Origin of the sequence: Shigella sonnei (genome assembly GCF_002950395.1) — a bacterium.
Classification (GTDB): Bacteria; Pseudomonadota; Gammaproteobacteria; order Enterobacterales; family Enterobacteriaceae; genus ECMA0423.
The window spans coordinates 3,643,772-3,669,040 of the sequence record NZ_CP026802.1 but is presented as its reverse complement, the minus strand read 5'-3'; the positions used below and the strand labels follow the sequence as shown (position 1 = coordinate 3,669,040).

General features: G+C 51.2%; 18 protein-coding genes, 2 tRNA genes and 3 rRNA genes. 17 read left to right on the top strand and 6 right to left on the bottom strand.

The window, feature by feature from the left end; genetic code table 11:
* The first annotated feature begins 67 nt into the window (after nucleotides 1–67).
* A complete protein-coding gene (gene ubiD / locus C1P89_RS18985; RefSeq protein WP_000339804.1) occupies nucleotides 68–1,561 on the top strand; it encodes a 4-hydroxy-3-polyprenylbenzoate decarboxylase in 1,494 nt (497 codons plus the stop codon).
* A gap of 46 nt (nucleotides 1,562–1,607) precedes the next feature.
* Nucleotides 1,608–2,309, top strand: coding sequence for an NAD(P)H-flavin reductase (gene fre, locus C1P89_RS18980; RefSeq protein ID WP_000209826.1), 702 nt, complete (start codon nucleotides 1,608–1,610; stop codon nucleotides 2,307–2,309).
* 189 nt (nucleotides 2,310–2,498) lie between these two features.
* On the opposite strand, the gene fadA is transcribed toward fre, so the two are convergent.
* Both fadA and fadB read right to left on the bottom strand, forming a co-directional pair.
* Entirely contained in the window at nucleotides 2,499–3,662 is a 1,164-nt protein-coding gene (fadA, locus tag C1P89_RS18975) for an acetyl-CoA C-acyltransferase FadA (protein WP_000438747.1), read from the bottom strand.
* 9 nt (nucleotides 3,663–3,671) lie between these two features.
* On the bottom strand, nucleotides 3,672–5,861 hold the full coding sequence (gene fadB / locus C1P89_RS18970) for a fatty acid oxidation complex subunit alpha FadB (RefSeq protein WP_000965954.1): 2,190 nt from the start codon (nucleotides 5,859–5,861) through the stop codon (nucleotides 3,672–3,674).
* A gap of 189 nt (nucleotides 5,862–6,050) precedes the next feature.
* On the opposite strand from fadB, the gene pepQ reads away from it, so the two are divergent.
* The 9 genes from pepQ to rrf all read left to right on the top strand — a co-directional run bounded on the left by pepQ (nucleotide 6,051) and on the right by rrf (nucleotide 15,522).
* On the top strand, nucleotides 6,051–7,382 hold the full coding sequence (gene pepQ, locus C1P89_RS18965; protein ID WP_000444568.1) for a Xaa-Pro dipeptidase: 1,332 nt from the start codon (nucleotides 6,051–6,053) through the stop codon (nucleotides 7,380–7,382).
* Complete coding sequence (locus C1P89_RS18960; protein ID WP_001308167.1) at nucleotides 7,382–7,996, top strand: IMPACT family protein; 615 nt, start codon at nucleotides 7,382–7,384, stop codon at nucleotides 7,994–7,996. Before pepQ ends, C1P89_RS18960 begins: the two co-directional genes overlap by 1 nt.
* Before the next feature lie 38 nt (nucleotides 7,997–8,034).
* Nucleotides 8,035–9,486, top strand: coding sequence for a Trk system potassium transporter TrkH (gene trkH / locus C1P89_RS18955; RefSeq protein ID WP_000545677.1), 1,452 nt, complete (start codon nucleotides 8,035–8,037; stop codon nucleotides 9,484–9,486).
* Nucleotides 9,487–9,497: 11 nt separating this feature from the next.
* Nucleotides 9,498–10,043 (top strand): menaquinone-dependent protoporphyrinogen IX dehydrogenase, encoded by a 546-nt coding sequence (gene hemG / locus C1P89_RS18950; protein WP_000853971.1) that lies wholly within the window; start codon nucleotides 9,498–9,500, stop codon nucleotides 10,041–10,043.
* A gap of 377 nt (nucleotides 10,044–10,420) precedes the next feature.
* A 16S ribosomal RNA gene (locus C1P89_RS18945) occupies nucleotides 10,421–11,962 on the top strand.
* A 68-nt stretch (nucleotides 11,963–12,030) separates the two neighbouring features.
* Nucleotides 12,031–12,107, top strand: a tRNA-Ile gene (locus C1P89_RS18940).
* 42 nt (nucleotides 12,108–12,149) lie between these two features.
* Nucleotides 12,150–12,225 (top strand) — tRNA-Ala (locus tag C1P89_RS18935).
* Nucleotides 12,226–12,408: 183 nt separating this feature from the next.
* Nucleotides 12,409–15,312 (top strand): 23S ribosomal RNA (locus tag C1P89_RS18930).
* Nucleotides 15,313–15,406: 94 nt separating this feature from the next.
* Nucleotides 15,407–15,522, top strand: a 5S ribosomal RNA gene (rrf, locus tag C1P89_RS18925).
* The 16S, 23S and 5S rRNA genes sit together here with 2 tRNA genes alongside, the layout of an rRNA operon.
* A 103-nt stretch (nucleotides 15,523–15,625) precedes the next feature.
* Here rrf and mobB read toward each other — a convergent pair.
* Nucleotides 15,626–16,153, bottom strand: a complete 528-nt coding sequence (gene mobB / locus C1P89_RS18920) for a molybdopterin-guanine dinucleotide biosynthesis protein MobB (RefSeq protein ID WP_000907610.1) — start codon at nucleotides 16,151–16,153, stop codon at nucleotides 15,626–15,628.
* Nucleotides 16,135–16,719, bottom strand: a complete 585-nt coding sequence (gene mobA / locus C1P89_RS18915; RefSeq protein WP_001052177.1) for a molybdenum cofactor guanylyltransferase MobA — start codon at nucleotides 16,717–16,719, stop codon at nucleotides 16,135–16,137. Before mobA ends, mobB begins: the two co-directional genes overlap by 19 nt.
* Before the next feature lie 69 nt (nucleotides 16,720–16,788).
* On the opposite strand from mobA, the gene C1P89_RS18910 reads away from it, so the two are divergent.
* From C1P89_RS18910 to dsbA, 3 genes are all read left to right on the top strand, one after another.
* The gene (locus C1P89_RS18910; protein WP_001295263.1) at nucleotides 16,789–17,058 is read left to right on the top strand and encodes a YihD family protein; all 270 of its coding nucleotides are present in this window, start codon (nucleotides 16,789–16,791) and stop codon (nucleotides 17,056–17,058) included.
* A gap of 76 nt (nucleotides 17,059–17,134) precedes the next feature.
* Nucleotides 17,135–18,121: a stress response kinase SrkA gene (srkA, locus tag C1P89_RS18905; protein WP_001065536.1), complete on the top strand. Its 987-nt coding sequence runs from the start codon at nucleotides 17,135–17,137 to the stop codon at nucleotides 18,119–18,121.
* A 16-nt stretch (nucleotides 18,122–18,137) separates the two neighbouring features.
* The gene (dsbA, locus tag C1P89_RS18900; RefSeq protein WP_000725337.1) at nucleotides 18,138–18,764 is read left to right on the top strand and encodes a thiol:disulfide interchange protein DsbA; all 627 of its coding nucleotides are present in this window, start codon (nucleotides 18,138–18,140) and stop codon (nucleotides 18,762–18,764) included.
* Nucleotides 18,765–18,790: 26 nt separating this feature from the next.
* Here the strand turns inward: dsbA and C1P89_RS18895 are convergent.
* Nucleotides 18,791–19,488 (bottom strand): IS1-like element IS1A family transposase gene (locus C1P89_RS18895; RefSeq protein WP_237158176.1). Its coding sequence is split into 2 segments (ribosomal slippage): nucleotides 18,791–19,239 and nucleotides 19,239–19,488, totalling 699 coding nucleotides; the frame shifts between segments, so codons are not numbered across the junction.
* A gap of 190 nt (nucleotides 19,489–19,678) precedes the next feature.
* Between C1P89_RS18895 and C1P89_RS18890 the strand changes: the two genes are divergently transcribed.
* Nucleotides 19,679–21,109, top strand: coding sequence for a YdgA family protein (locus C1P89_RS18890; RefSeq protein WP_000619846.1), 1,431 nt, complete (start codon nucleotides 19,679–19,681; stop codon nucleotides 21,107–21,109).
* Nucleotides 21,110–21,149: 40 nt separating this feature from the next.
* On the opposite strand, the gene yihG is transcribed toward C1P89_RS18890, so the two are convergent.
* The gene (gene yihG, locus C1P89_RS18885) at nucleotides 21,150–22,001 is read right to left on the bottom strand and encodes a 1-acylglycerol-3-phosphate O-acyltransferase YihG (RefSeq protein WP_488609666.1); all 852 of its coding nucleotides are present in this window, start codon (nucleotides 21,999–22,001) and stop codon (nucleotides 21,150–21,152) included.
* On the opposite strand from yihG, the gene C1P89_RS26065 reads away from it, so the two are divergent.
* A complete protein-coding gene (locus C1P89_RS26065; protein ID WP_001305068.1) occupies nucleotides 21,928–22,146 on the top strand; it encodes a hypothetical protein in 219 nt (72 codons plus the stop codon). The genes yihG and C1P89_RS26065 overlap by 74 nt on opposite strands.
* A 299-nt stretch (nucleotides 22,147–22,445) precedes the next feature.
* Complete coding sequence (gene polA, locus C1P89_RS18875) at nucleotides 22,446–25,232, top strand: DNA polymerase I (RefSeq protein WP_000250006.1); 2,787 nt, start codon at nucleotides 22,446–22,448, stop codon at nucleotides 25,230–25,232.
* The last annotated feature ends 37 nt before the right edge of the window (nucleotides 25,233–25,269 follow it).

Below are 25,269 nucleotides of genomic sequence, written 5' to 3'. Positions count from 1 at the left end.
TAATTTAACAAATTTACAGCATCGCAAAGATGAACGCCGTATAATGGGCGTAGATTAAGAGGCTACAATGGACGCCATGAAATATAACGATTTACGCGACTTCTTGACGCTGCTTGAACAGCAGGGTGAGCTAAAACGTATCACGCTCCCGGTGGATCCGCATCTGGAAATCACTGAAATTGCTGACCGCACTTTGCGTGCCGGTGGGCCTGCGCTGTTGTTCGAAAACCCTAAAGGCTACTCAATGCCGGTGCTGTGCAACCTGTTCGGTACGCCAAAGCGCGTGGCGATGGGCATGGGGCAGGAAGATGTTTCGGCGCTGCGTGAAGTTGGTAAATTATTGGCGTTTCTGAAAGAGCCCGAGCCGCCAAAAGGTTTCCGCGACCTGTTTGATAAACTGCCGCAGTTTAAGCAAGTATTGAACATGCCGACAAAGCGGCTGCGTGGTGCGCCCTGCCAACAAAAAATCGTCTCTGGCGATGACGTCGATCTCAATCGCATTCCCATTATGACCTGCTGGCCGGAAGATGCCGCGCCGCTGATTACCTGGGGGCTGACCGTAACGCGCGGCCCGCATAAAGAGCGGCAGAATCTGGGCATTTATCGCCAGCAGCTGATTGGTAAAAACAAACTGATTATGCGCTGGCTGTCGCATCGCGGCGGCGCGCTGGATTATCAGGAGTGGTGTGCGGCGCATCCGGGCGAACGTTTCCCGGTTTCTGTGGCGCTGGGTGCCGATCCCGCCACGATTCTCGGTGCAGTCACCCCCGTTCCGGATACACTTTCAGAGTATGCGTTTGCCGGATTGCTGCGCGGTACCAAGACCGAAGTGGTGAAGTGTATCTCCAATGACCTTGAAGTGCCCGCCAGTGCGGAGATTGTGCTGGAAGGGTATATCGAACAAGGCGAAACTGCGCCGGAAGGGCCGTATGGCGACCACACCGGTTACTATAACGAAGTCGATAGTTTCCCGGTATTTACCGTGACGCATATTACCCAGCGTGAAGATGCGATTTACCACTCCACCTATACTGGTCGTCCGCCGGATGAACCCGCGGTGCTGGGTGTCGCACTGAACGAAGTGTTTGTGCCGATTCTGCAAAAACAGTTCCCGGAAATTGTCGATTTTTACCTGCCACCGGAAGGCTGTTCTTATCGTCTGGCGGTAGTGACAATCAAAAAACAGTACGCCGGACACGCGAAGCGCGTCATGATGGGCGTCTGGTCGTTCTTACGCCAGTTTATGTACACTAAATTTGTGATCGTTTGCGATGATGACGTCAACGCACGCGACTGGAACGATGTGATTTGGGCGATTACCACCCGTATGGACCCGGCGCGGGATACTGTTCTGGTAGAAAATACGCCTATTGATTATCTGGATTTTGCCTCGCCTGTCTCCGGGCTGGGTTCAAAAATGGGGCTGGATGCCACGAATAAATGGCCGGGGGAAACCCAGCGTGAATGGGGACGTCCCATCAAAAAAGATCCTGATGTCGTCGCGCATATTGACGCCATCTGGGATGAACTGGCTATTTTTAACAACGGTAAAAGCGCCTGATGCGCGTTAGTTTTGCCCTATTTATTTGATCCGACAGAGAAAGCGCATGACAACCTTAAGCTGTAAAGTGACCTCGGTAGAAGCTATCACGGATACTGTATACCGTGTCCGAATCGTACCAGACGCGGCCTTTTCTTTTCGTGCTGGTCAGTATTTGATGGTAGTGATGGATGAGCGCGACAAACGTCCGTTTTCAATGGCTTCGACGCCGGATGAAAAAGGGTTTATCGAGCTGCATATTGGCGCTTCTGAAATCAACCTTTACGCGAAAGCAGTCATGGACCGCATCCTCAAAGATCATCAAATCGTGGTCGATATTCCCCACGGAGAAGCGTGGCTGCGCGATGATGAAGAGCGTCCGATGATTTTGATTGCGGGCGGCACCGGGTTCTCCTATGCGCGCTCGATTTTATTGACGGCGTTGGCGCGTAATCCCAATCGCGATATCACCATTTACTGGGGTGGGCGTGAAGAGCAACATCTGTATGATCTCTGCGAGCTTGAGGCGCTTTCGCTGAAGCATCCTGGTCTGCAAGTGGTGCCGGTGGTTGAACAACCGGAAGCGGGCTGGCGTGGGCGTACTGGCACCGTGTTAACGGCGGTCTTGCAGGATCATGGTACGCTGGCAGAGCATGATATCTATATTGCCGGACGTTTTGAGATGGCGAAAATTGCTCGTGACCTGTTTTGCAGTGAGCGTAATGCGCGGGAAGATCGTCTGTTTGGCGATGCGTTTGCATTTATCTGAGATATAAAAACCCGCCCCTGACAGGCGGGAAGAACGGCAACTAAAACTTTATTCAGTGGCATTTAGATCTATGTCGCATCCGGCAATCGGTGCACGATGCCTGATGCGACGCTGGCGCGTCTTATCAGGCCTACATTGGTGCAGGATCGGTAGACCGGATAAGGCGTTCACGCCGCATCCGGCAAGTGGTTAAACCCGCTCAAACACCGTCGCAATACCCTGACCCAGACCGATACACATCGTCGCCAGACCAAACTGAACGTCTTTGTGTTCCATCAGATTCAGCAACGTGGTGCTGATACGCGCACCGGAACAACCCAGCGGATGACCCAGCGCGATCGCACCACCATTGAGGTTGATCTTCTCGTCAATCTGCTCCATTAGCCCGAGATCTTTAATGCACGGCAGGATCTGCGCGGCAAAGGCTTCGTTCATCTCAAACACGCCGATATCGCTGGCAGAAAGCCCCGCTTTTTTCAGCGCCAGCTTCGAGGCAGGAACCGGGCCGTAACCCATAATCGACGGATCACAACCAACGACCGCCATCGAACGCACACGGGCGCGCGGCTTAAGACCTAATTCACGGGCGCGGCTTTCACTCATCACCAGCATGGCCGCGGCACCATCAGAAAGTGCAGAAGATGTACCCGCCGTTACCGTACCGCTTACTGGATCAAACGCCGGACGCAGCGTGGCGAGGGCTTCCACGGTGGTTTCCGGGCGAATCACTTCGTCGTAATTAAACTGCTTCAGGACGCCGTCGGCATCGTGACCACCGGTCGGGATGATTTCATTTTTAAATGCGCCCGACTGCGTGGCGGCCCAGGCGCGGGCGTGTGACCGCGCGGCAAAGGCATCCTGCATTTCACGGCTGATACCGTGCATACGCGCCAGCATTTCTGCCGTTAAGCCCATCATGCCCGCCGCTTTGGCGACATTGCGGCTCAGGCCGGGGTGAAAATCGACGCCGTGACTCATCGGCACATGGCCCATATGCTCCACGCCGCCAACCAGACATGCCTGCGCATCGCCAGTCATGATCATTCGTGCTGCGTCATGCAGTGCCTGCATGGATGAACCACACAAGCGATTGACGGTAACCGCCGGGACAGAGTGCGGCACTTCTGCCAGCAGCGCCGCGTTACGGGCGATATTAAAACCCTGCTCCAGCGTCTGCTGCACACAACCCCAGTAAATATCGTCGAGGGCCGCCGCTTCCAGCGCCGGGTTACGCGCCAGCAGGCTACGCATTAAATGAGCGGAGAGATCTTCTGCACGCACGTTACGAAAAGCACCGCCCTTCGAACGGCCCATCGGGGTGCGAATTGCATCGACAATGACAACCTGTTCCATTGTGACTCCTTAAGCCGTTTTCAGGTCGCCAACCGGACGGGCTGGCTCAACCGGAGGATAGTACGGTTCGTTATGACGCGCTTTATTACGCAGACCTTCCGGCACTTCATACAGCGGGCCGAGGTGCTGATATTGCTGTGCCATATCGAGGTATTTTGCGCTACCGAGGGTGTCCAGCCAGCGGAACGCGCCGCCGTGGAACGGAGGGAAGCCCAGGCCGTAGACCAGCGCCATATCCGCTTCCGCCGGAGTGGCGATAATGCCCTCTTCCAGACAGCGCACCACTTCGTTGACCATCGGGATCATCATGCGGGCGATAATCTCTTCTTCGCTGAAATCGCGCTTCGGCTGGCTCACTTCTGCCAGCAGGTCTTCAACGGCGGCGTCTTCTTCTTTCTTCGGCTTACCTTTGCTGTCTTCTTTATAACGCCAGAAACCGAGGCCGTTCTTCTGACCAAAGCGGTTGGCATCAAACAGCGCGTCGATGGCATCGCGGTAATCTTTTTGCATCCGCTGCGGGAAGCCTGCTGCCATGACAGCCTGAGCGTGATGCGCGGTATCAATGCCCACAACGTCCAGCAGATATGCCGGGCCCATCGGCCAGCCAAACTGTTTTTCCATCACTTTGTCGATCTTGCGGAAATCCGCGCCGTCGCGCAGCAGCTGGCTGAAACCGGCGAAATACGGGAACAGCACGCGGTTAACAAAGAAGCCGGGGCAGTCGTTAACCACAATCGGCGTCTTGCCCATCTTGCTCGCCCAGGCGACAACTTTCGCGATGGTTTCGTCGGAGCTTTTCTCGCCGCGAATAATTTCTACCAACGGCATTCGGTGGACCGGGTTAAAGAAGTGCATCCCGCAGAAGTTTTCCGGGCGTTCCAGCGCGTTGGCCAGTTCGCTGATAGGAATGGTTGAAGTGTTAGACGCCAGCACGGTATCCTGGCGTACTTTTTGTTCGGTTTCTGCCAGTACGGCTTTTTTCACTTTCGGGTTTTCAACAACCGCTTCTACCACAATATCCACGCGGTCAAATCCGGCGTAGTCGAGCGTTGGGTGGATCGTGGAGATCACGCCAGCCAGTTTCAGACCATCGATCTTGCCGCGCTCAAGCTGCTTGTTCAGCAGTTTCGCGGCTTCGGTCATGCTGAGGGTTAACGACTTGTCGTTGATATCTTTCATGACAACCGGCACGCCTTTCCACGCGGACTGGTAAGCGATACCGCCACCCATGATGCCTGCGCCCAGCACAGCAGCCTGTTTCGGGGTTTCAACGTCTTTGGTGAGTTTCTTCGCTTTGCCTTTTACATATTGATCGTTAAGGAAAATGCCGACCAGTGCGCGAGCTTCGTTGGTATGCGCCAGCGGGACAAAACTTTTGTTTTCCAGATTTAAGGCTTCTTCACGACCAAAACGGGCCGCAGCTTCAATGGTTTTTACTGCGGTGATGGGGGCCGGATAATGTTTCCCCGCCGTTTGCGCGACCATTCCTTTAGCGATGGTGAAGCTCATGGTGGCTTCAATCTTGCTCAGTTTTAGCGGTTCCAGCTTCGGCTGGCGTTTCGCTTTCCAGTCGAGGTCGCCGTTAATGGCCTGGCGTAAAACCGCCTTTGCGCCTTCAACCAGTTTTTCTGCTTTGACTACCCCATCCACCAGACCGATTTTCAGCGCCTGATCCGCGCCGACATCTTTACCGGCGGCAATGATTTCCAGCGCACTGTCAGCGCCCAGCATACGTGGCATACGTACAGAACCGCCAAAGCCCGGCATGATGCCCAGTTTGGTTTCCGGCAGACCGATGCGCAGATCCGGCGTCGCCAGACGATAATCGGTCGCCAGCACGCATTCGCAGCCACCACCCAGCGCATAGCCGTTGACGGCAGCAATGGTCGGCACCGGCAGATCTTCCAGGCGATTAAACACGCTATTGGCAAAGTGCAGCCACTGACTTAACTGTTCTTCAGGAACGAGGAACAGGGACAAAAATTCGGTGATATCAGCACCGACGATAAAGGCTGCTTTGTTCGAACGCAGCAGCAGCCCTTTTAGATCTGATTGCTGTTCCAGCACGCCGATGGCCTCGCCGAGGCTGGCGACGGTCGCAGTGTCGAGTTTATTAACTGAACCTGGGGCATCAAATACCAGTTCGGCAATGCCATCTTCCAGCCAGTCAAGGTACAGGGTGTCGCCTTTGTAAAGCATGTCAGTCTCCTGAATCCGCAAGGTGATCTGGTCGTACCAGATGCATCGAAGTGTGTATTTTGTGTTAAAAATATGCAAATAAAAGATTAAAGAAATGCCGATCTGATCACGCTCGGCAGAAATCACGCTCTGGATGAACGATGTGCTAAGATGCGGAGACTTAAGGTCAAAAAAACAGAAGGGTAAAAAATGGAATCACTGGCCTCGCTCTATAAAAATCATATAGCTACCTTACAAGAACGGACTCGCGATGCGCTGGCGCGCTTCAAGCTGGATGCATTACTTATTCACTCCGGCGAGCTGTTCAACGTTTTTCTCGACGATCATCCCTATCCGTTTAAAGTGAACCCGCAATTCAAAGCGTGGGTGCCGGTAACTCAGGTGCCAAACTGCTGGTTGCTGGTGGATGGCGTGAACAAGCCGAAACTGTGGTTCTATCTGCCGGTTGATTACTGGCACAACGTCGAACCGCTGCCGACCTCCTTCTGGACTGAAGATGTGGAAGTGATCGCACTGCCGAAAGCCGATGGCATTGGTAGCCTGCTGCCCGCTGCGCGCGGCAATATCGGTTATATCGGTCCGGTGCCGGAACGTGCGCTGCAACTGGGTATTGAGGCCAGCAACATCAACCCGAAAGGGGTGATCGACTACCTGCATTACTACCGCTCCTTCAAAACCGAGTACGAACTGGCCTGTATGCGTGAAGCGCAGAAAATGGCGGTCAACGGTCATCGTGCGGCAGAAGAAGCGTTCCGTTCTGGCATGAGCGAGTTCGATATCAACATCGCCTATCTGACCGCGACCGGTCATCGTGATACCGACGTACCTTACAGCAACATTGTGGCGCTTAACGAACACGCTTCGGTGCTGCATTACACCAAACTGGATCATCAGGCACCGGAAGAGATGCGCAGCTTCCTGCTGGATGCCGGGGCCGAATATAACGGCTATGCGGCTGACCTGACTCGTACCTGGTCGGCAAAAAGCGACAACGACTACGCACAGCTGGTGAAAGACGTAAATGATGAACAACTGGCGCTGATCGCCACCATGAAAGCAGGCGTTAGCTATGTGGATTACCACATCCAGTTCCATCAGCGCATCGCCAAACTGCTGCGTAAACATCAAATCATCACCGATATGAGTGAAGAAGCGATGGTCGAAAACGATCTCACCGGACCGTTTATGCCGCATGGTATCGGTCATCCGCTGGGCCTGCAGGTGCATGACGTAGCCGGTTTTATGCAGGATGATAGCGGTACACACCTCGCGGCACCGGCAAAATATCCGTACCTGCGCTGCACCCGTATTCTCCAGCCGGGTATGGTGTTAACCATCGAACCGGGTATCTACTTCATTGAATCGCTACTGGCACCGTGGCGTGAAGGGCAGTTCAGCAAGCACTTCAACTGGCAGAAAATTGAAGCACTGAAACCGTTCGGCGGCATTCGTATCGAAGACAACGTGGTGATCCACGAAAACAACGTGGAAAACATGACCCGGGATCTGAAACTGGCGTGATGGAAAGCTGGTTAATTCCTGCGGCACCGGTCACGGTCGTTGAAGAGATCAAAAAAAGCCGCTTCATAACGATGTTGGCGCATACCGATGGCGTTGAGGCGGCGAAAGCGTTTGTTGAATCGGTGCGGGCAGAACACCCCGATGCCCGCCACCATTGCGTGGCGTGGGTGGCGGGTGCGCCGGATGATTCTCAACAGCTGGGTTTCTCTGACGACGGGGAGCCGGCAGGAACGGCAGGTAAACCGATGCTCGCCCAGCTAATGGGCAGCGGCGTCGGGGAAATTACCGCTGTGGTAGTGCGCTACTACGGCGGCATATTGCTTGGCACCGGTGGGTTAGTGAAAGCGTATGGCGGCGGCGTGAATCAGGCGCTGCGCCAGCTAACGACCCAACGCAAGACGCCATTAACCGAATATACTTTGCAATGTGAATATCATCAGTTAACCGGCATTGAAGCGTTGCTGGGGCAGTGTGACGGCAAAATTATCAACAGTGATTATCAGGCATTCGTTCTGCTGCGGGTGGCGCTTCCGGCGGCGAAAGTGGCTGAATTTTCCGCAAAGCTGGCGGATTTTAGCCGTGGTTCATTGCAATTGTTAGCGATTGAAGAATAATCCCCACTTCGTTTTGCAGAACTAAGGAAGCGGCAGAGATGCATTTTCGCGCCATTACCCGAATCGTTGGACTACTGGTCATCTTATTTTCAGGGACCATGATTATCCCTGGGCTGGTAGCACTCATCTACCGGGATGGAGCGGGCCGCGCTTTTACCCAGACCTTTTTTGTCGCCCTCGCCATTGGTTCTATGCTGTGGTGGCCGAACCGTAAAGAGAAGGGCGAACTGAAATCCCGTGAGGGGTTTCTGATAGTGGTGCTGTTCTGGACCGTGCTGGGTAGTGTCGGTGCGCTCCCTTTTATCTTCTCGGAAAGCCCGAACCTCACGATTACCGATGCGTTTTTTGAATCTTTCTCTGGCCTGACCACCACCGGGGCCACTACGCTGGTGGGGCTGGATTCGCTCCCTCATGCCATCCTCTTTTATCGCCAGATGCTGCAATGGTTTGGCGGGATGGGGATCATCGTGTTAGCGGTTGCGATACTGCCTATCCTCGGCGTGGGTGGGATGCAGCTCTATCGCGCAGAAATGCCCGGCCCGCTGAAAGATAACAAAATGCGCCCGCGAATTGCGGAAACGGCGAAAACCCTGTGGTTGATTTATGTCTTGCTGACCGTCGCCTGTGCGCTGGCGTTGTGGTTTGCCGGAATGGATGCCTTTGATGCCATCGGCCATAGCTTTGCGACTATCGCTATTGGCGGCTTCTCGACACATGATGCCAGTATCGGTTATTTCGACAGCCCGACTATTAACACTATCATTGCTATCTTCCTGCTGATCTCCGGCTGTAACTACGGTCTGCACTTTTCACTGTTAAGTGGGCGTAGTCTGAAGGTTTATTGGCGCGATCCGGAATTTCGCATGTTTATCGGCGTACAGTTTACGCTGGTGGTTATTTGTACACTCGTACTGTGGTTTCATAATGTCTACAGTTCGGCGCTGATGACAATTAACCAGGCGTTTTTCCAGGTGGTATCGATGGCGACAACCGCCGGGTTTACGACTGACAGCATTGCCCGCTGGCCGCTCTTTTTGCCGGTACTGCTTTTATGTTCAGCTTTTATCGGCGGTTGCGCCGGGTCAACGGGCGGTGGCCTGAAAGTGATCCGCATCCTGCTGCTGTTTAAGCAGGGGAACCGTGAGCTGAAACGACTGGTGCATCCGAACGCCGTCTATAGCATTAAGCTGGGGAATCGCGCACTGCCGGAACGTATCCTCGAAGCCGTTTGGGGATTTTTCTCCGCCTATGCATTGGTGTTTATTGTCAGTATGCTGGCGATTATCGCCACGGGCGTGGATGACTTTTCTGCCTTTGCTTCAGTTGTTGCGACATTGAATAACCTGGGGCCAGGGCTTGGCGTGGTTGCTGATAACTTTACCAGTATGAACCCGGTGGCTAAATGGATCCTGATTGCCAACATGCTGTTTGGTCGTCTCGAGGTCTTTACATTGCTGGTGCTCTTTACCCCGACTTTCTGGCGTGAATGATGGAGTAATACGTGAAAACATTAATTCTTTTCTCAACAAGGGACGGACAAACGCGCGAGATTGCCTCCTACCTGGCTTCGGAACTGAAAGAACTGGGGATCCAGACGGATGTCGCCAATGTGCACCGCATTGAAGAACCACAATGGGAAAATTATGACCGTGTGGTCATTGGTGCTTCTATTCGCTATGGTCACTACCACTCTGCGTTCCAGGAATTTGTCAAAAAACATGCGACGCGACTGAATTCGATGCCGAGCGCCTTTTATTCCGTAAACCTGGTGGCGCGCAAACCGGAGAAGCGTACTCCACAGACCAACAGCTACGCGCGGAAGTTTCTGATGAACTCGCAATGGCGTCCCGATCGCTGCGCGGTCATTGCCGGGGCGCTGCGTTACCCACGTTATCGCTGGTACGATCGTTTTATGATCAAGCTAATTATGAAGATGTCAGGCGGTGAAACGGATACGCGCAAAGAAGTTGTCTATACCGATTGGGAGCAGGTGGCGAATTTCGCCCGAGAAATCGCCCAGTTAACCAACAAACCGACGCTGAAATAAGCATAAAGAATAAAAAATGCGCGGTCAGAAAATTATTTTAAATTTCCTCTTGTCAGGCCGGAATAACTCCCTATAATGCGCCACCACTGACACGGAACAACGGCAAACACGCCGCCGGGTCAGCGGGGTTCTCCTGAGAATTCCGACAGAGAAAGCAAAAATAAATGCTTGACTCTGTAGCGGGAAAGCGTATTATGCACACCCCGCGCCGCTGAGAAAAAGTGAAGCGGCACTGCTCTTTAACAATTTATCAGACAATCTGTGTGGGCACTCGAAGATACGGATTCTTAACGTCGCAAGACGAAAAATGAATACCAAGTCTCAAGAGTGGACACGTAATTCATTACGAAGTTTAATTCTTTGAGCATCAAACTTTTAAATTGAAGAGTTTGATCATGGCTCAGATTGAACGCTGGCGGCAGGCCTAACACATGCAAGTCGAACGGTAACAGGAAGCAGCTTGCTGCTTCGCTGACGAGTGGCGGACGGGTGAGTAATGTCTGGGAAACTGCCTGATGGAGGGGGATAACTACTGGAAACGGTAGCTAATACCGCATAACGTCGCAAGACCAAAGAGGGGGACCTTCGGGCCTCTTGCCATCGGATGTGCCCAGATGGGATTAGCTTGTTGGTGGGGTAACGGCTCACCAAGGCGACGATCCCTAGCTGGTCTGAGAGGATGACCAGCCACACTGGAACTGAGACACGGTCCAGACTCCTACGGGAGGCAGCAGTGGGGAATATTGCACAATGGGCGCAAGCCTGATGCAGCCATGCCGCGTGTATGAAGAAGGCCTTCGGGTTGTAAAGTACTTTCAGCGGGGAGGAAGGGAGTAAAGTTAATACCTTTGCTCATTGACGTTACCCGCAGAAGAAGCACCGGCTAACTCCGTGCCAGCAGCCGCGGTAATACGGAGGGTGCAAGCGTTAATCGGAATTACTGGGCGTAAAGCGCACGCAGGCGGTTTGTTAAGTCAGATGTGAAATCCCCGGGCTCAACCTGGGAACTGCATCTGATACTGGCAAGCTTGAGTCTCGTAGAGGGGGGTAGAATTCCAGGTGTAGCGGTGAAATGCGTAGAGATCTGGAGGAATACCGGTGGCGAAGGCGGCCCCCTGGACGAAGACTGACGCTCAGGTGCGAAAGCGTGGGGAGCAAACAGGATTAGATACCCTGGTAGTCCACGCCGTAAACGATGTCGACTTGGAGGTTGTGCCCTTGAGGCGTGGCTTCCGGAGCTAACGCGTTAAGTCGACCGCCTGGGGAGTACGGCCGCAAGGTTAAAACTCAAATGAATTGACGGGGGCCCGCACAAGCGGTGGAGCATGTGGTTTAATTCGATGCAACGCGAAGAACCTTACCTGGTCTTGACATCCACAGAACTTTCCAGAGATGGATTGGTGCCTTCGGGAACTGTGAGACAGGTGCTGCATGGCTGTCGTCAGCTCGTGTTGTGAAATGTTGGGTTAAGTCCCGCAACGAGCGCAACCCTTATCCTTTGTTGCCAGCGGTCCGGCCGGGAACTCAAAGGAGACTGCCAGTGATAAACTGGAGGAAGGTGGGGATGACGTCAAGTCATCATGGCCCTTACGACCAGGGCTACACACGTGCTACAATGGCGCATACAAAGAGAAGCGACCTCGCGAGAGCAAGCGGACCTCATAAAGTGCGTCGTAGTCCGGATTGGAGTCTGCAACTCGACTCCATGAAGTCGGAATCGCTAGTAATCGTGGATCAGAATGCCACGGTGAATACGTTCCCGGGCCTTGTACACACCGCCCGTCACACCATGGGAGTGGGTTGCAAAAGAAGTAGGTAGCTTAACCTTCGGGAGGGCGCTTACCACTTTGTGATTCATGACTGGGGTGAAGTCGTAACAAGGTAACCGTAGGGGAACCTGCGGTTGGATCACCTCCTTACCTTAAAGAAGCGTTCTTTGCAGTGCTCACACAGATTGTCTGATGAAAATGAGCAGTAAAACCTCTACAGGCTTGTAGCTCAGGTGGTTAGAGCGCACCCCTGATAAGGGTGAGGTCGGTGGTTCAAGTCCACTCAGGCCTACCAAATTTGCATCGCAAATTTGAAGAGGTTTTAACTACATGTTATGGGGCTATAGCTCAGCTGGGAGAGCGCCTGCTTTGCACGCAGGAGGTCTGCGGTTCGATCCCGCATAGCTCCACCATCTCTGTAGTGATTAAATAAAAAATACTTCAGAGTGTACCTGCAAAGGTTCACTGCGAAGTTTTGCTCTTTAAAAATCTGGATCAAGCTGAAAATTGAAACACTGAACAATGAAAGTTGTTCGTGAGTCTCTCAAATTTTCGCAACACGATGATGAATCGCAAGAAACATCTTCGGGTTGTGAGGTTAAGCGACTAAGCGTACACGGTGGATGCCCTGGCAGTCAGAGGCGATGAAGGACGTGCTAATCTGCGATAAGCGTCGGTAAGGTGATATGAACCGTTATAACCGGCGATTTCCGAATGGGGAAACCCAGTGTGATTCGTCACACTATCATTAACTGAATCCATAGGTTAATGAGGCGAACCGGGGGAACTGAAACATCTAAGTACCCCGAGGAAAAGAAATCAACCGAGATTCCCCCAGTAGCGGCGAGCGAACGGGGAGCAGCCCAGAGCCTGAATCAGTGTGTGTGTTAGTGGAAGCGTCTGGAAAGGCGCGCGATACAGGGTGACAGCCCCGTACACAAAAATGCACATATTGTGAGCTCGATGAGTAGGGCGGGACACGTGGTATCCTGTCTGAATATGGGGGGCCCATCCTCCAAGGCTAAATACTCCTGACTGACCGATAGTGAACCAGTACCGTGAGGGAAAGGCGAAAAGAACCCCGGCGAGGGGAGTGAAAAAGAACCTGAAACCGTGTACGTACAAGCAGTGGGAGCACGCTTAGGCGTGTGACTGCGTACCTTTTGTATAATGGGTCAGCGACTTATATTCTGTAGCAAGGTTAACCGAATAGGGGAGCCGAAGGGAAACCGAGTCTTAACTGGGCGTTAAGTTGCAGGGTATAGACCCGAAACCCGGTGATCTAGCCATGGGCAGGTTGAAGGTTGGGTAACACTAACTGGAGGACCGAACCGACTAATGTTGAAAAATTAGCGGATGACTTGTGGCTGGGGGTGAAAGGCCAATCAAACCGGGAGATAGCTGGTTCTCCCCGAAAGCTATTTAGGTAGCGCCTCGTGAATTCATCTCCGGGGGTAGAGCACTGTTTCGGCAAGGGGGTCATCCCGACTTACCAACCCGATGCAAACTGCGAATACCGGAGAATGTTATCACGGGAGACACACGGCGGGTGCTAACGTCCGTCGTGAAGAGGGAAACAACCCAGACCGCCAGCTAAGGTCCCAAAGTCATGGTTAAGTGGGAAACGATGTGGGAAGGCCCAGACAGCCAGGATGTTGGCTTAGAAGCAGCCATCATTTAAAGAAAGCGTAATAGCTCACTGGTCGAGTCGGCCTGCGCGGAAGATGTAACGGGGCTAAACCATGCACCGAAGCTGCGGCAGCGACGCTTATGCGTTGTTGGGTAGGGGAGCGTTCTGTAAGCCTGCGAAGGTGTGCTGTGAGGCATGCTGGAGGTATCAGAAGTGCGAATGCTGACATAAGTAACGATAAAGCGGGTGAAAAGCCCGCTCGCCGGAAGACCAAGGGTTCCTGTCCAACGTTAATCGGGGCAGGGTGAGTCGACCCCTAAGGCGAGGCCGAAAGGCGTAGTCGATGGGAAACAGGTTAATATTCCTGTACTTGGTGTTACTGTGAAGGGGGGACGGAGAAGGCTATGTTGGCCGGGCGACGGTTGTCCCGGTTTAAGCGTGTAGGCTGGTTTTCCAGGCAAATCCGGAAAATCAAGGCTGAGGCGTGATGACGAGGCACTACGGTGCTGAAGCAACAAATGCCCTGCTTCCAGGAAAAGCCTCTAAGCATCAGGTAACATCAAATCGTACCCCAAACCGACACAGGTGGTCAGGTAGAGAATACCAAGGCGCTTGAGAGAACTCGGGTGAAGGAACTAGGCAAAATGGTGCCGTAACTTCGGGAGAAGGCACGCTGATATGTAGGTGAAGTCCCTTGCGGATGGAGCTGAAATCAGTCGAAGATACCAGCTGGCTGCAACTGTTTATTAAAAACACAGCACTGTGCAAACACGAAAGTGGACGTATACGGTGTGACGCCTGCCCGGTGCCGGAAGGTTAATTGATGGGGTCAGCGCAAGCGAAGCTCTTGATCGAAGCCCCGGTAAACGGCGGCCGTAACTATAACGGTCCTAAGGTAGCGAAATTCCTTGTCGGGTAAGTTCCGACCTGCACGAATGGCGTAATGATGGCCAGGCTGTCTCCACCCGAGACTCAGTGAAATTGAACTCGCTGTGAAGATGCAGTGTACCCGCGGCAAGACGGAAAGACCCCGTGAACCTTTACTATAGCTTGACACTGAACATTGAGCCTTGATGTGTAGGATAGGTGGGAGGCTTTGAAGTGTGGACGCCAGTCTGCATGGAGCCGGCCTTGAAATACCACCCTTTAATGTTTGATGTTCTAACGTGGACCCGTGATCCGGGTTGCGGACAGTGTCTGGTGGGTAGTTTGACTGGGGCGGTCTCCTCCTAAAGAGTAACGGAGGAGCACGAAGGTTGGCTAATCCTGGTCGGACATCAGGAGGTTAGTGCAATGGCATAAGCCAGCTTGACTGCGAGCGTGACGGCGCGAGCAGGTGCGAAAGCAGGTCATAGTGATCCGGTGGTTCTGAATGGAAGGGCCATCGCTCAACGGATAAAAGGTACTCCGGGGATAACAGGCTGATACCGCCCAAGAGTTCATATCGACGGCGGTGTTTGGCACCTCGATGTCGGCTCATCACATCCTGGGGCTGAAGTAGGTCCCAAGGGTATGGCTGTTCGCCATTTAAAGTGGTACGCGAGCTGGGTTTAGAACGTCGTGAGACAGTTCGGTCCCTATCTGCCGTGGGCGCTGGAGAACTGAGGGGGGCTGCTCCTAGTACGAGAGGACCGGAGTGGACGCATCACTGGTGTTCGGGTTGTCATGCCAATGGCACTGCCCGGTAGCTAAATGCGGAAGAGATAAGTGCTGAAAGCATCTAAGCACGAAACTTGCCCCGAGATGAGTTCTCCCTGACCCTTTAAGGGTCCTGAAGGAACGTTGAAGACGACGACGTTGATAGGCCGGGTGTGTAAGCGCAGCGATGCGTTGAGCTAACCGGTACTAATGAACCGTGAGGCTTAACCTTACAACGCCGAAGATGTTTTGGCGGATGAGAGAAGATTTTCAGCCTGATACAGATTAAATCAGAACGCAGAAGCGGTCTGATAAAACAGAATTTGCCTGGCGGCCGTAGCGCGGTGGTCCCACCTGACCCCATGCCGAACTCAGAAGTGAAACGCCGTAGCGCCGATGGTAGTGTGGGGTCTCCCCATGCGAGAGTAGGGAACTGCCAGGCATCAAATTAAGCGAAAGGCCATCCTGACGGATGGCCTTTTTGCATTGGCGCAGAAAAAAATGCCGGATGCGACACTGGCGCGTCTTATCCAGCCTACTCTTGCTTATCCGTTCTGCTTTTGCATCCACTCCACCACAAAATCAGCCAGCCCCTCAACATCATTAATATCCAGTAATGCGACATCAAGATTAAGCGGCACATCACTGGCTACAGCAATAACATGCCTGTCTATCACTAATTCTTCAGGTCGATGTCCGGCTCCATCGCGAAACAGCACAATCTTTGCGATCTCTTCATGCTTAAACCCTTCGACCAGAATCAAATCCAGCTTTGAGGTATCCATTCGACTTGCGAGAAACTGTAGATCCAGCTCTTCTTCGTCTGGTTTTTCCGTCATCAAGGCCCATCGTTGCTGGCTGGCAACGATGGTTTGTGCCGCGCCAGCCTTGCGCAGCTCATAGCTATCTTTGCCTGGCTTATCAACATCCATATCATGGTGCGTATGCTTAATCAGCCCTGGACGGATCCCTCTGGCGCATAATGCCGGGATCAGTTTTTTCAAAAGCGTAGTTTTTCCGGTACCACTCCACGCGGCAAAGGCGAGTAACGGTATCATCGTTTTTCCTGCCATCGGGCAAGCTCCTCTGGCGTATTCACGTTAACAAATGCATCTTTATGATCGCTGAAATCAACCGCATGGCCGCCAGCCAGACGCATAAATGCCATTACCCGGCGTTCTCCTGCTTGCAGATATTCTAGTAATAAAGGCTCAATAGCACGGTTTACCAGAGCAATAGTCGGGTGATCGCGTTCACCGTCATGGACCCACACGACAGGCGCATCTTTGCGCTGATGATTAAGCCGGGAAGCTAAAACATGGGGAATGTAAGGCGTATCGCACGGACAAAACAAAAACCACTCACCAGCTTCCTGCTGCATTACTGAAAGCATTCCTGCCAGAGGGCCTGGGTAATCCGCCAGTGAATCTTCAATCACTTTCAGACCGCTTGCCTGATAGATTTCCTGATGACGATTGGCATTAACCACGACGTGAGAGAGCTGCGTCATAAGCGCGTCAGCGACATGTTGCCATAATGGTTTGCCGTTTAATTCAAGCAATCCTTTATCTACGCCGCCCATTCGTCTGGCTTTACCGCCTGCCAGCACAACGCCTGTTATCGTCGTCATCAGATTCACCGATATCGCCTCTTTTATTGTGGGATTGACCCTGCTAACGTGTCTGTCTCAAGAGTAAGGAGCATCACTATGAAATGTAAACGTCTGAATGAAGTTATTGAACTCCTCCAGCCAGCCTGGCAAAAAGAGCCAGACCTTAACCTGTTGCAATTTTTGCAGAAACTGGCGAAAGAGTCAGGTTTTGACGGCGAACTGGCGGATTTGACGGATGACATTCTGATCTATCACCTGAAAATGCGTGATTCCGCGAAAGATGCGGTGATCCCGGGTTTGCAGAAAGATTATGAAGAAGACTTCAAAACGGCGCTGTTACGCGCTCGCGGCGTAATTAAAGAGTAAAAGCTTGTAAGCGGCGCCACCAAAATCATCGTGAAATGATATCCTTCATCATTCGTAATGTTTTCCGGATGATGGGATGAACAACAGCGCTTTTACTTTCCAGACACTACACCCGGATACCATCATGGACGCTCTGTTTGAGCAAGGGATCCGGGTGGATTCCGGTCTTACCCCGCTTAACAGCTATGAAAACCGTGTCTATCAATTTCAGGACGAAGAGCGTCGACGTTTTGTCGTCAAATTTTATCGCCCTGAACGTTGGACAGCCGATCAAATCCTCGAAGAACATCAATTTGCGTTGCAGCTGGTAAATGATGAAGTTCCGGTCGCAGCACCTGTGGCCTTTAACGGTCAGACTTTATTGAATCATCAGGGATTTTATTTCGCTGTTTTTCCAAGCGTCGGTGGTCGCCAGTTCGAAGCTGATAATATCGATCAGACGGAAGCGGTTGGGCGTTATTTAGGGCGTATGCACCAGACGGGGCACAAACAGCTTTTTATCCATCGCCCGACCATCGGTCTGAATGAATATCTCATTGAGCCACGCAAGCTGTTTGAGGACGCTACACTGATACCTTCCGGGTTGAAAGCGGCATTCCTGAAAGCGACAGATGAGCTGATCGCCGCCGTTACAGCACACTGGCGGGAAGATTTCACCGTTCTGCGGCTACATGGAGACTGCCACGCCGGGAATATTCTCTGGCGCGATGGTCCAATGTTTGTTGATCTGGATGATGCACGTAATGGTCCAGCTATTCAGGATTTGTGGATGTTGCTCAATGGCGATAAAGCCGAGCAGCGGATGCAACTGGAAACTATTATTGAAGCTTATGAAGAATTTGGCGAGTTCGACACCGCTGAAATCGGACTGATTGAACCTTTACGCGCCATGCGTTTGGTTTATTATCTTGCCTGGCTAATGCGGCGTTGGGCTGATCCCGCGTTCCCGAAAAATTTCCCGTGGTTAACCGGGGAAGATTACTGGCTGCGACAAACGGCGACTTTTATAGAACAGGCAAAAGTTCTACAAGAACCCCCTTTACAATTAACACCTATGTATTAATCGGAGAGAGTAGATCATGAAAAAGATTTGGCTGGCGCTGGCTGGTTTAGTTTTAGCGTTTAGCGCATCGGCGGCGCAGTATGAAGATGGTAAACAGTACACTACCCTGGAAAAACCGGTAGCTGGCGCGCCGCAAGTGCTGGAGTTTTTCTCTTTCTTCTGTCCGCACTGCTATCAGTTTGAAGAAGTTCTGCATATTTCTGATAATGTGAAGAAAAAACTGCCGGAAGGCGTGAAGATGACTAAATACCACGTCAACTTCATGGGTGGTGACCTGGGCAAAGATCTGACTCAGGCATGGGCTGTGGCGATGGCGCTGGGCGTGGAAGACAAAGTCACTGTTCCGCTGTTTGAAGGCGTACAGAAAACCCAGACCATTCGTTCAGCATCTGATATCCGCGATGTATTTATCAACGCAGGTATTAAAGGTGAAGAGTACGACGCGGCGTGGAACAGCTTCGTGGTCAAATCTCTGGTCGCTCAGCAGGAAAAAGCTGCAGCTGACGTGCAATTGCGTGGCGTTCCGGCGATGTTTGTTAACGGTAAATATCAGCTGAATCCGCAGGGTATGGATACCAGCAATATGGATGTTTTTGTTCAGCAGTATGCTGATACAGTGAAATATCTGTCCGAGAAAAAATAATTCAATGTAAAGGTAATGACTCCAACTTATTGATAGTGTTTTATGTTCAGATAATGCCCGATGACTTTGTCATGCAGCTCCACCGATTTTGAGAACGACAGCGACTTCCGTCCCAGCCGTGCCAGGTGCTGCCTCAGATTCAGGTTATGCCGCTCAATTCGCTGCGTATATCGCTTGCTGATTACGTGCAGCTTTCCCTTCAGGCGGGATTCATACAGCGGCCAGCCATCCGTCATCCATATCACCACGTCAAAGGGTGACAGCAGGCTCATAAGACGCCCCAGCGTCGCCATAGTGCGTTCACCGAATACGTGCGCAACAACCGTCTTCCGGAGACTGTCATACGCGTAAAACAGCCAGCGCTGGCGCGATTTAGCCCCGACATAGCCCCACTGTTCGTCCATTTCCGCGCAGACGATGACGTCACTGCCCGGCTGTATGCGCGAGGTTACCGACTGCGGCCTGAGTTTTTTAAGTGACGTAAAATCGTGTTGAGGCCAACGCCCATAATGCGTGCAGTTGCCCGGCATCCAACGCCATTCATGGCCATATCAATGATTTTCTGGTGCGTACCGGGTTGAGAAGCGGTGTAAGTGAACTGCATTTGCCATGTTTTACGGCAGTGAGAGCAGAGATAGCGCTGATGTCCGGCAGTGCTTTTGCCGTTACGCACCACCCCGTCAGTAGCTGAACAGGAGGGACAGCTGATAGAAACAGAAGCCACTGGAGCACCTCAAAAACACCATCATACACTAAATCAGTAAGTTGGCAGCATCACCAGGCCCGTGAATATTCACGGTTTTTTTTATTATTTAATAAATATAAATACATTCTGATAATGCGTCCTGCCGCTGGACATTATTTCAGCATAAGCGGATATTTAAAGTTTTGCTGTTTTATCAGGGAATATTTATATGATACGTAAGTCAGCTACAGGTGTTATTGTTGCGTTAGCCGTAATCTGGGGTGGTGGCACATGGTACACAGGTACGCAAATTCAGCCTGGTGTCGAAAAGTTTATTAAAGATTTTAACGATGCTAAAAAGAAAGGTGAACATGCCTACGATATGACGTTAAGTTATAAAAATTTTGACAAAGGTTTTTTTAATTCTCGTTTTCAAATGCAAATGACATTCGATAACGGTGCACCCGATCTCAATATCAAGCCAGGCCAGAAAGTTGTATTTGATGTGGATGTTGAGCACGGTCCGTTGCCCATCACAATGTTAATGCATGGTAATGTCATCCCAGCACTGGCAGCGGCAAAAGTGAACTTAGTGAATAATGAACTGACACAACCGCTATTTATCGCCGCGAAAAATAAATCGCCCGTGGAAGCGACATTGCGATTCGCGTTTGGTGGCTCATTCTCTACGACATTAGATGTTGCCCCTGCAGAGTATGGAAAGTTTTCTTTTGGTGAGGGCCAGTTTACTTTTAATGGTGATGGTAGTTCATTGTCTAACCTGGATATTGAAGGCAAAGTCGAAGATATTGTTCTGCAATTATCACCAATGAACAAAGTAACGGCAAAAAGTTTTACCATTGATTCTCTGGCGCGATTAGAAGAAAAGAAATTTCCGGTTGGTGAAAGCGAGTCGAAATTTAATCAGATTAACATTATCAATCACGGGGAAGACGTTGCCCAAATCGATGCTTTCGTTGCAAAAACCATGCTGGATCGCGTTAAAGACAAAGATTATATCAATGTCAATCTGACCTACGAACTTGATAAGTTAACAAAAGGGAATCAGCAACTCGGTAGTGGTGAGTGGTCATTGATTGCTGAATCTATTGATCCCTCAGCAGTGCGCCAATTTATCATCCAGTATAACATTGCTATGCAGAAGCAGCTTGCTGTACACCCTGAGTTAGCAAACGATGAAGTTGCTCTGCAAGAAGTGAATGCTGCATTGTTCAAAGAGTATTTACCGTTATTACAAAAAAGTGAGCCGACCATTAAACAACCGGTAAGATGGAAGAACGCACTCGGCGAACTAAATGCCAATCTGGATATCAGTATTGCCGACCCAGCCAAATCTTCATCATCCACAAACAAAGATATCAAATTGCTCAATTTTGATGTGAAGTTACCGCTTAATGTCGTCACAGAAACCGCAAAACAGCTTAATTTATCTGAAGGAATGGATGCGGAAAAAGCGCAAAAGCAGGCTGATAAACAAATCAGCGGGATGATGACATTGGGTCAGATGTTTCAGTTAATCACGATTGACAACAATACCGCCTCGCTGCAGCTGCGTTATACACCGGGTAAAGTTGTGTTTAACGGACAGGAGATGAGCGAAGAAGAATTTATGTCTCGTGCCGGACGTTTTGTTCATTAAAATACTCACTCGCCTCTGCTCATTCAGAGGCGAGTAAAACTTACTTATTCTGACGCTGTGATGACATGAGAGACGTCAGAAGCCGGTCTTTTTCCTGCCACAATGAGTTCAGCCATTGCTGAAAATGGCGCTTAAAGCTTTTGTCATTGATGTAGTCGCCATGTAACTCATCGGCAATAGGCTGTAAATCCACATGTACGACAATCCGCGTCAGTTTACCGCTTAACATATCGAAGAACGGCTGACGGTTATTGTCCGGATAACACAGCGTAACATTAAGCAGTTTATCGAATTGTTTACCCAGTACATTTAGCGCCATCGCAATGCCTGCCGCCTTTGGTGGCAACAAGTTTTGAAAAGTGGAGTGGGTTTGCTGATGTTTTTCTTGCGTGAAACGGGAGCCTTCAACGAAATTGACAATGGTGGTGGGATGCAGGCGAAACTTTTCACAAGAACGCCGAGTGGTTTCAACATCTTTACCACGTCGCTCCGGATGACGTAATAAATAAGCGCGGGAATAACGCTTCATAAACGGCATATCCAGCGCCCAGCACGCCAGGCCAAGAAATGGCACCCAGGCCAGCTGTTGCTTGAGGAAATATTTATTCATCGGAATGTGCTTACGAAACAGCACGCACAGTACGACAATATCTGCCCAACTACGGTGGTTACAAATAAGCAGATACCAGTTCTTCTTACTTAACCCTTCCAGCCCGTGAACTTCCCATTGCAGGTGTGGGTTCAGATGCAGTAATACCGCCAGACCTTCACACCAGCAATACATCATAAAATCACAAAAACGCGAAACCTTTCGCCAAATGACTGGCACAGGTAGCAATAGTTTTACAATCCCGGCAATGATGATCGGGACGGAACAAAAAATAGTGACCAAAATGGTCAATACGATACTCAGCAAAAGGGTTATCGCAGCGAGTATTCTCGTCATAATGAATTTATTCAAAAGGTTAGCCATAGACAGTGCGCTAAAGAAGCGCAAGGCGCAGATTTTAGCAGAAAACGACCCAAATAACGGATGATCCTTAAGGAGAAAAATAATCCATATCTATCCACATTAGAAAAAATCCCATTATCTCAATTATTAGGGATGGCTTTATTTTTAACTGCATGAAAAACAAAGACAAACATCATGCTGTAAAAAGCATGATAATAAATTAAAAGCGATGTAAATAATTTATGCACAAAGTTATCCACATGACGATTTGCGAGCGATCCAGAAGATCTACAAAAGATTTTCACGAAAAGCGGTGAAAAACTCATGTTTTCATCCTGTCTGTGGCATCCTTTACCCATAATCTGATAAACAGGCACGGACATTATGGTTCAGATCCCCCAAAATCCACTTATCCTTGTAGATGGTTCATCTTATCTTTATCGCGCATATCACGCGTTTCCCCCGCTGACTAACAGCGCAGGCGAGCCGACCGGTGCGATGTATGGTGTCCTCAACATGCTGCGCAGTCTGATCATGCAATATAAACCGACGCATGCAGCGGTGGTCTTTGACGCCAAGGGAAAAACCTTTCGTGATGAACTGTTTGAACATTACAAATCACATCGCCCGCCAATGCCGGACGATCTGCGAGCACAAATCGAACCCCTGCACGCGATGGTTAAAGCGATGGGACTGCCGCTGCTGGCGGTTTCTGGCGTAGAAGCGGACGACGTTATCGGTACTCTGGCGCGCGAAGCCGAAAAAGCCGGGCGTCCGGTGCTGATCAGCACTGGCGATAAAGATATGGCGCAGCTGGTGACGCCAAATATTACGCTTATCAACACCATGACGAATACCATCCTCGGACCGGAAGAGGTGGTGAATAAGTACGGCGTGCCGCCAGAACTGATCATCGATTTCCTGGCGCTGATGGGTGACTCCTCCGATAACATTCCTGGCGTACCGGGCGTCGGTGAAAAAACCGCGCAGGCATTGCTGCAAGGTCTTGGCGGGCTGGATACGCTGTATGCCGAGCCAGAAAAAATTGCTGGGTTGAGCTTCCGTGGCGCGAAAACAATGGCAGCGAAGCTCGAGCAAAACAAAGAAGTTGCTTATCTCTCATACCAGCTGGCGACGATTAAAACCGACGTTGAACTGGAGCTGACCTGTGAACAACTGGAAGTGCAGCAACCGGCAGCGGAAGAGTTGTTGGGGCTGTTCAAAAAGTATGAGTTCAAACGCTGGACTGCTGATGTCGAAGCGGGCAAATGGTTACAGGCCAAAGGGGCAAAACCAGCCGCGAAGCCGCAGGAAACCAGTGTTGCAGACGAAGCGCCAGAAGTGACGGCAACGGTGATTTCTTATGACAACTACGTCACCATCCTTGATGAAGAAACACTGAAAGCGTGGATTGCGAAGCTGGAAAAAGCGCCGGTATTTGCATTTGATACCGAAACCGACAGCCTTGATAACATCTCTGCTAACCTGGTCGGGCTTTCTTTTGCTATCGAGCCAGGCGTAGCGGCATATATTCCGGTTGCTCATGATTATCTTGATGCGCCCGATCAAATCTCTCGCGAGCGTGCACTCGAGTTGCTAAAACCGCTGCTGGAAGATGAAAAGGCGCTGAAGGTCGGGCAAAACCTGAAATACGATCGCGGTATTCTGGCGAATTACGGCATTGAGCTGCGTGGGATTGCGTTTGATACCATGCTGGAGTCCTACATTCTCAATAGCGTTGCCGGGCGTCACGATATGGACAGCCTCGCGGAACGTTGGTTGAAGCACAAAACTATCACTTTTGAAGAGATTGCGGGTAAAGGCAAAAATCAACTGACCTTTAACCAGATTGCCCTCGAAGAGGCCGGACGTTACGCCGCCGAAGATGCGGATGTCACCTTGCAGTTGCATCTGAAAATGTGGCCAGATCTGCAAAAACACAAAGGGCCGTTGAACGTCTTCGAGAATATCGAAATGCCGCTGGTGCCGGTGCTTTCACGCATTGAACGTAACGGTGTGAAGATCGATCCGAAAGTGCTGCACAATCATTCTGAAGAGCTCACCCTTCGTCTGGCTGAGCTGGAAAAGAAAGCGCATGAAATTGCAGGTGAGGAATTTAACCTTTCTTCCACCAAGCAGTTACAAACCATTCTGTTTGAAAAACAGGGCATTAAACCGCTGAAGAAAACGCCGGGTGGCGCGCCGTCAACGTCGGAAGAGGTACTGGAAGAACTGGCGCTGGACTATCCGTTGCCAAAAGTGATTCTGGAGTATCGTGGTCTGGCGAAGCTGAAATCGACCTACACCGACAAGCTGCCGCTGATGATCAACCCGAAAACCGGGCGTGTGCATACCTCTTATCACCAGGCAGTAACTGCAACGGGACGTTTATCGTCAACCGATCCTAACCTGCAAAACATTCCGGTGCGTAACGAAGAAGGTCGTCGTATCCGCCAGGCGTTTATTGCGCCAGAGGATTATGTGATTGTCTCAGCGGACTACTCGCAGATTGAACTGCGCATTATGGCGCATCTTTCGCGTGACAAAGGCTTGCTGACCGCATTCGCGGAAGGAAAAGATATCCACCGGGCAACGGCGGCAGAAGTGTTTGGTTTGCCACTGGAAACCGTCACCAGCGAGCAACGCCGTAGCGCGAAAGCGATCAACTTTGGTCTGATTTATGGCATGAGTGCTTTCGGTCTGGCGCGGCAATTGAACATTCCACGTAAAGAAGCGCAGAAGTACATGGACCTTTACTTCGAACGCTACCCTGGCGTGCTGGAGTATATGGAACGCACCCGTGCTCAGGCGAAAGAGCAGGGCTACGTTGAAACGCTGGACGGACGCCGTCTGTATCTGCCGGATATCAAATCCAGCAATGGTGCTCGTCGTGCAGCGGCTGAACGTGCAGCCATTAACGCGCCAATGCAGGGAACCGCCGCCGACATTATCAAACGGGCGATGATTGCCGTTGATGCGTGGTTACAGGCTGAGCAACCGCGTGTACGTATGATCATGCAGGTACACGATGAACTGGTATTTGAAGTTCATAAAGATGATGTTGATGCCGTCGCGAAGCAGATTCATCAACTGATGGAAAACTGTACCCGTCTGGATGTGCCGTTGCTGGTGGAAGTGGGGAGTGGCGAAAACTGGGATCAGGCGCACTAAGATTCGCCTGAACATGCCCTTTTTTCGTAAGTAAGCA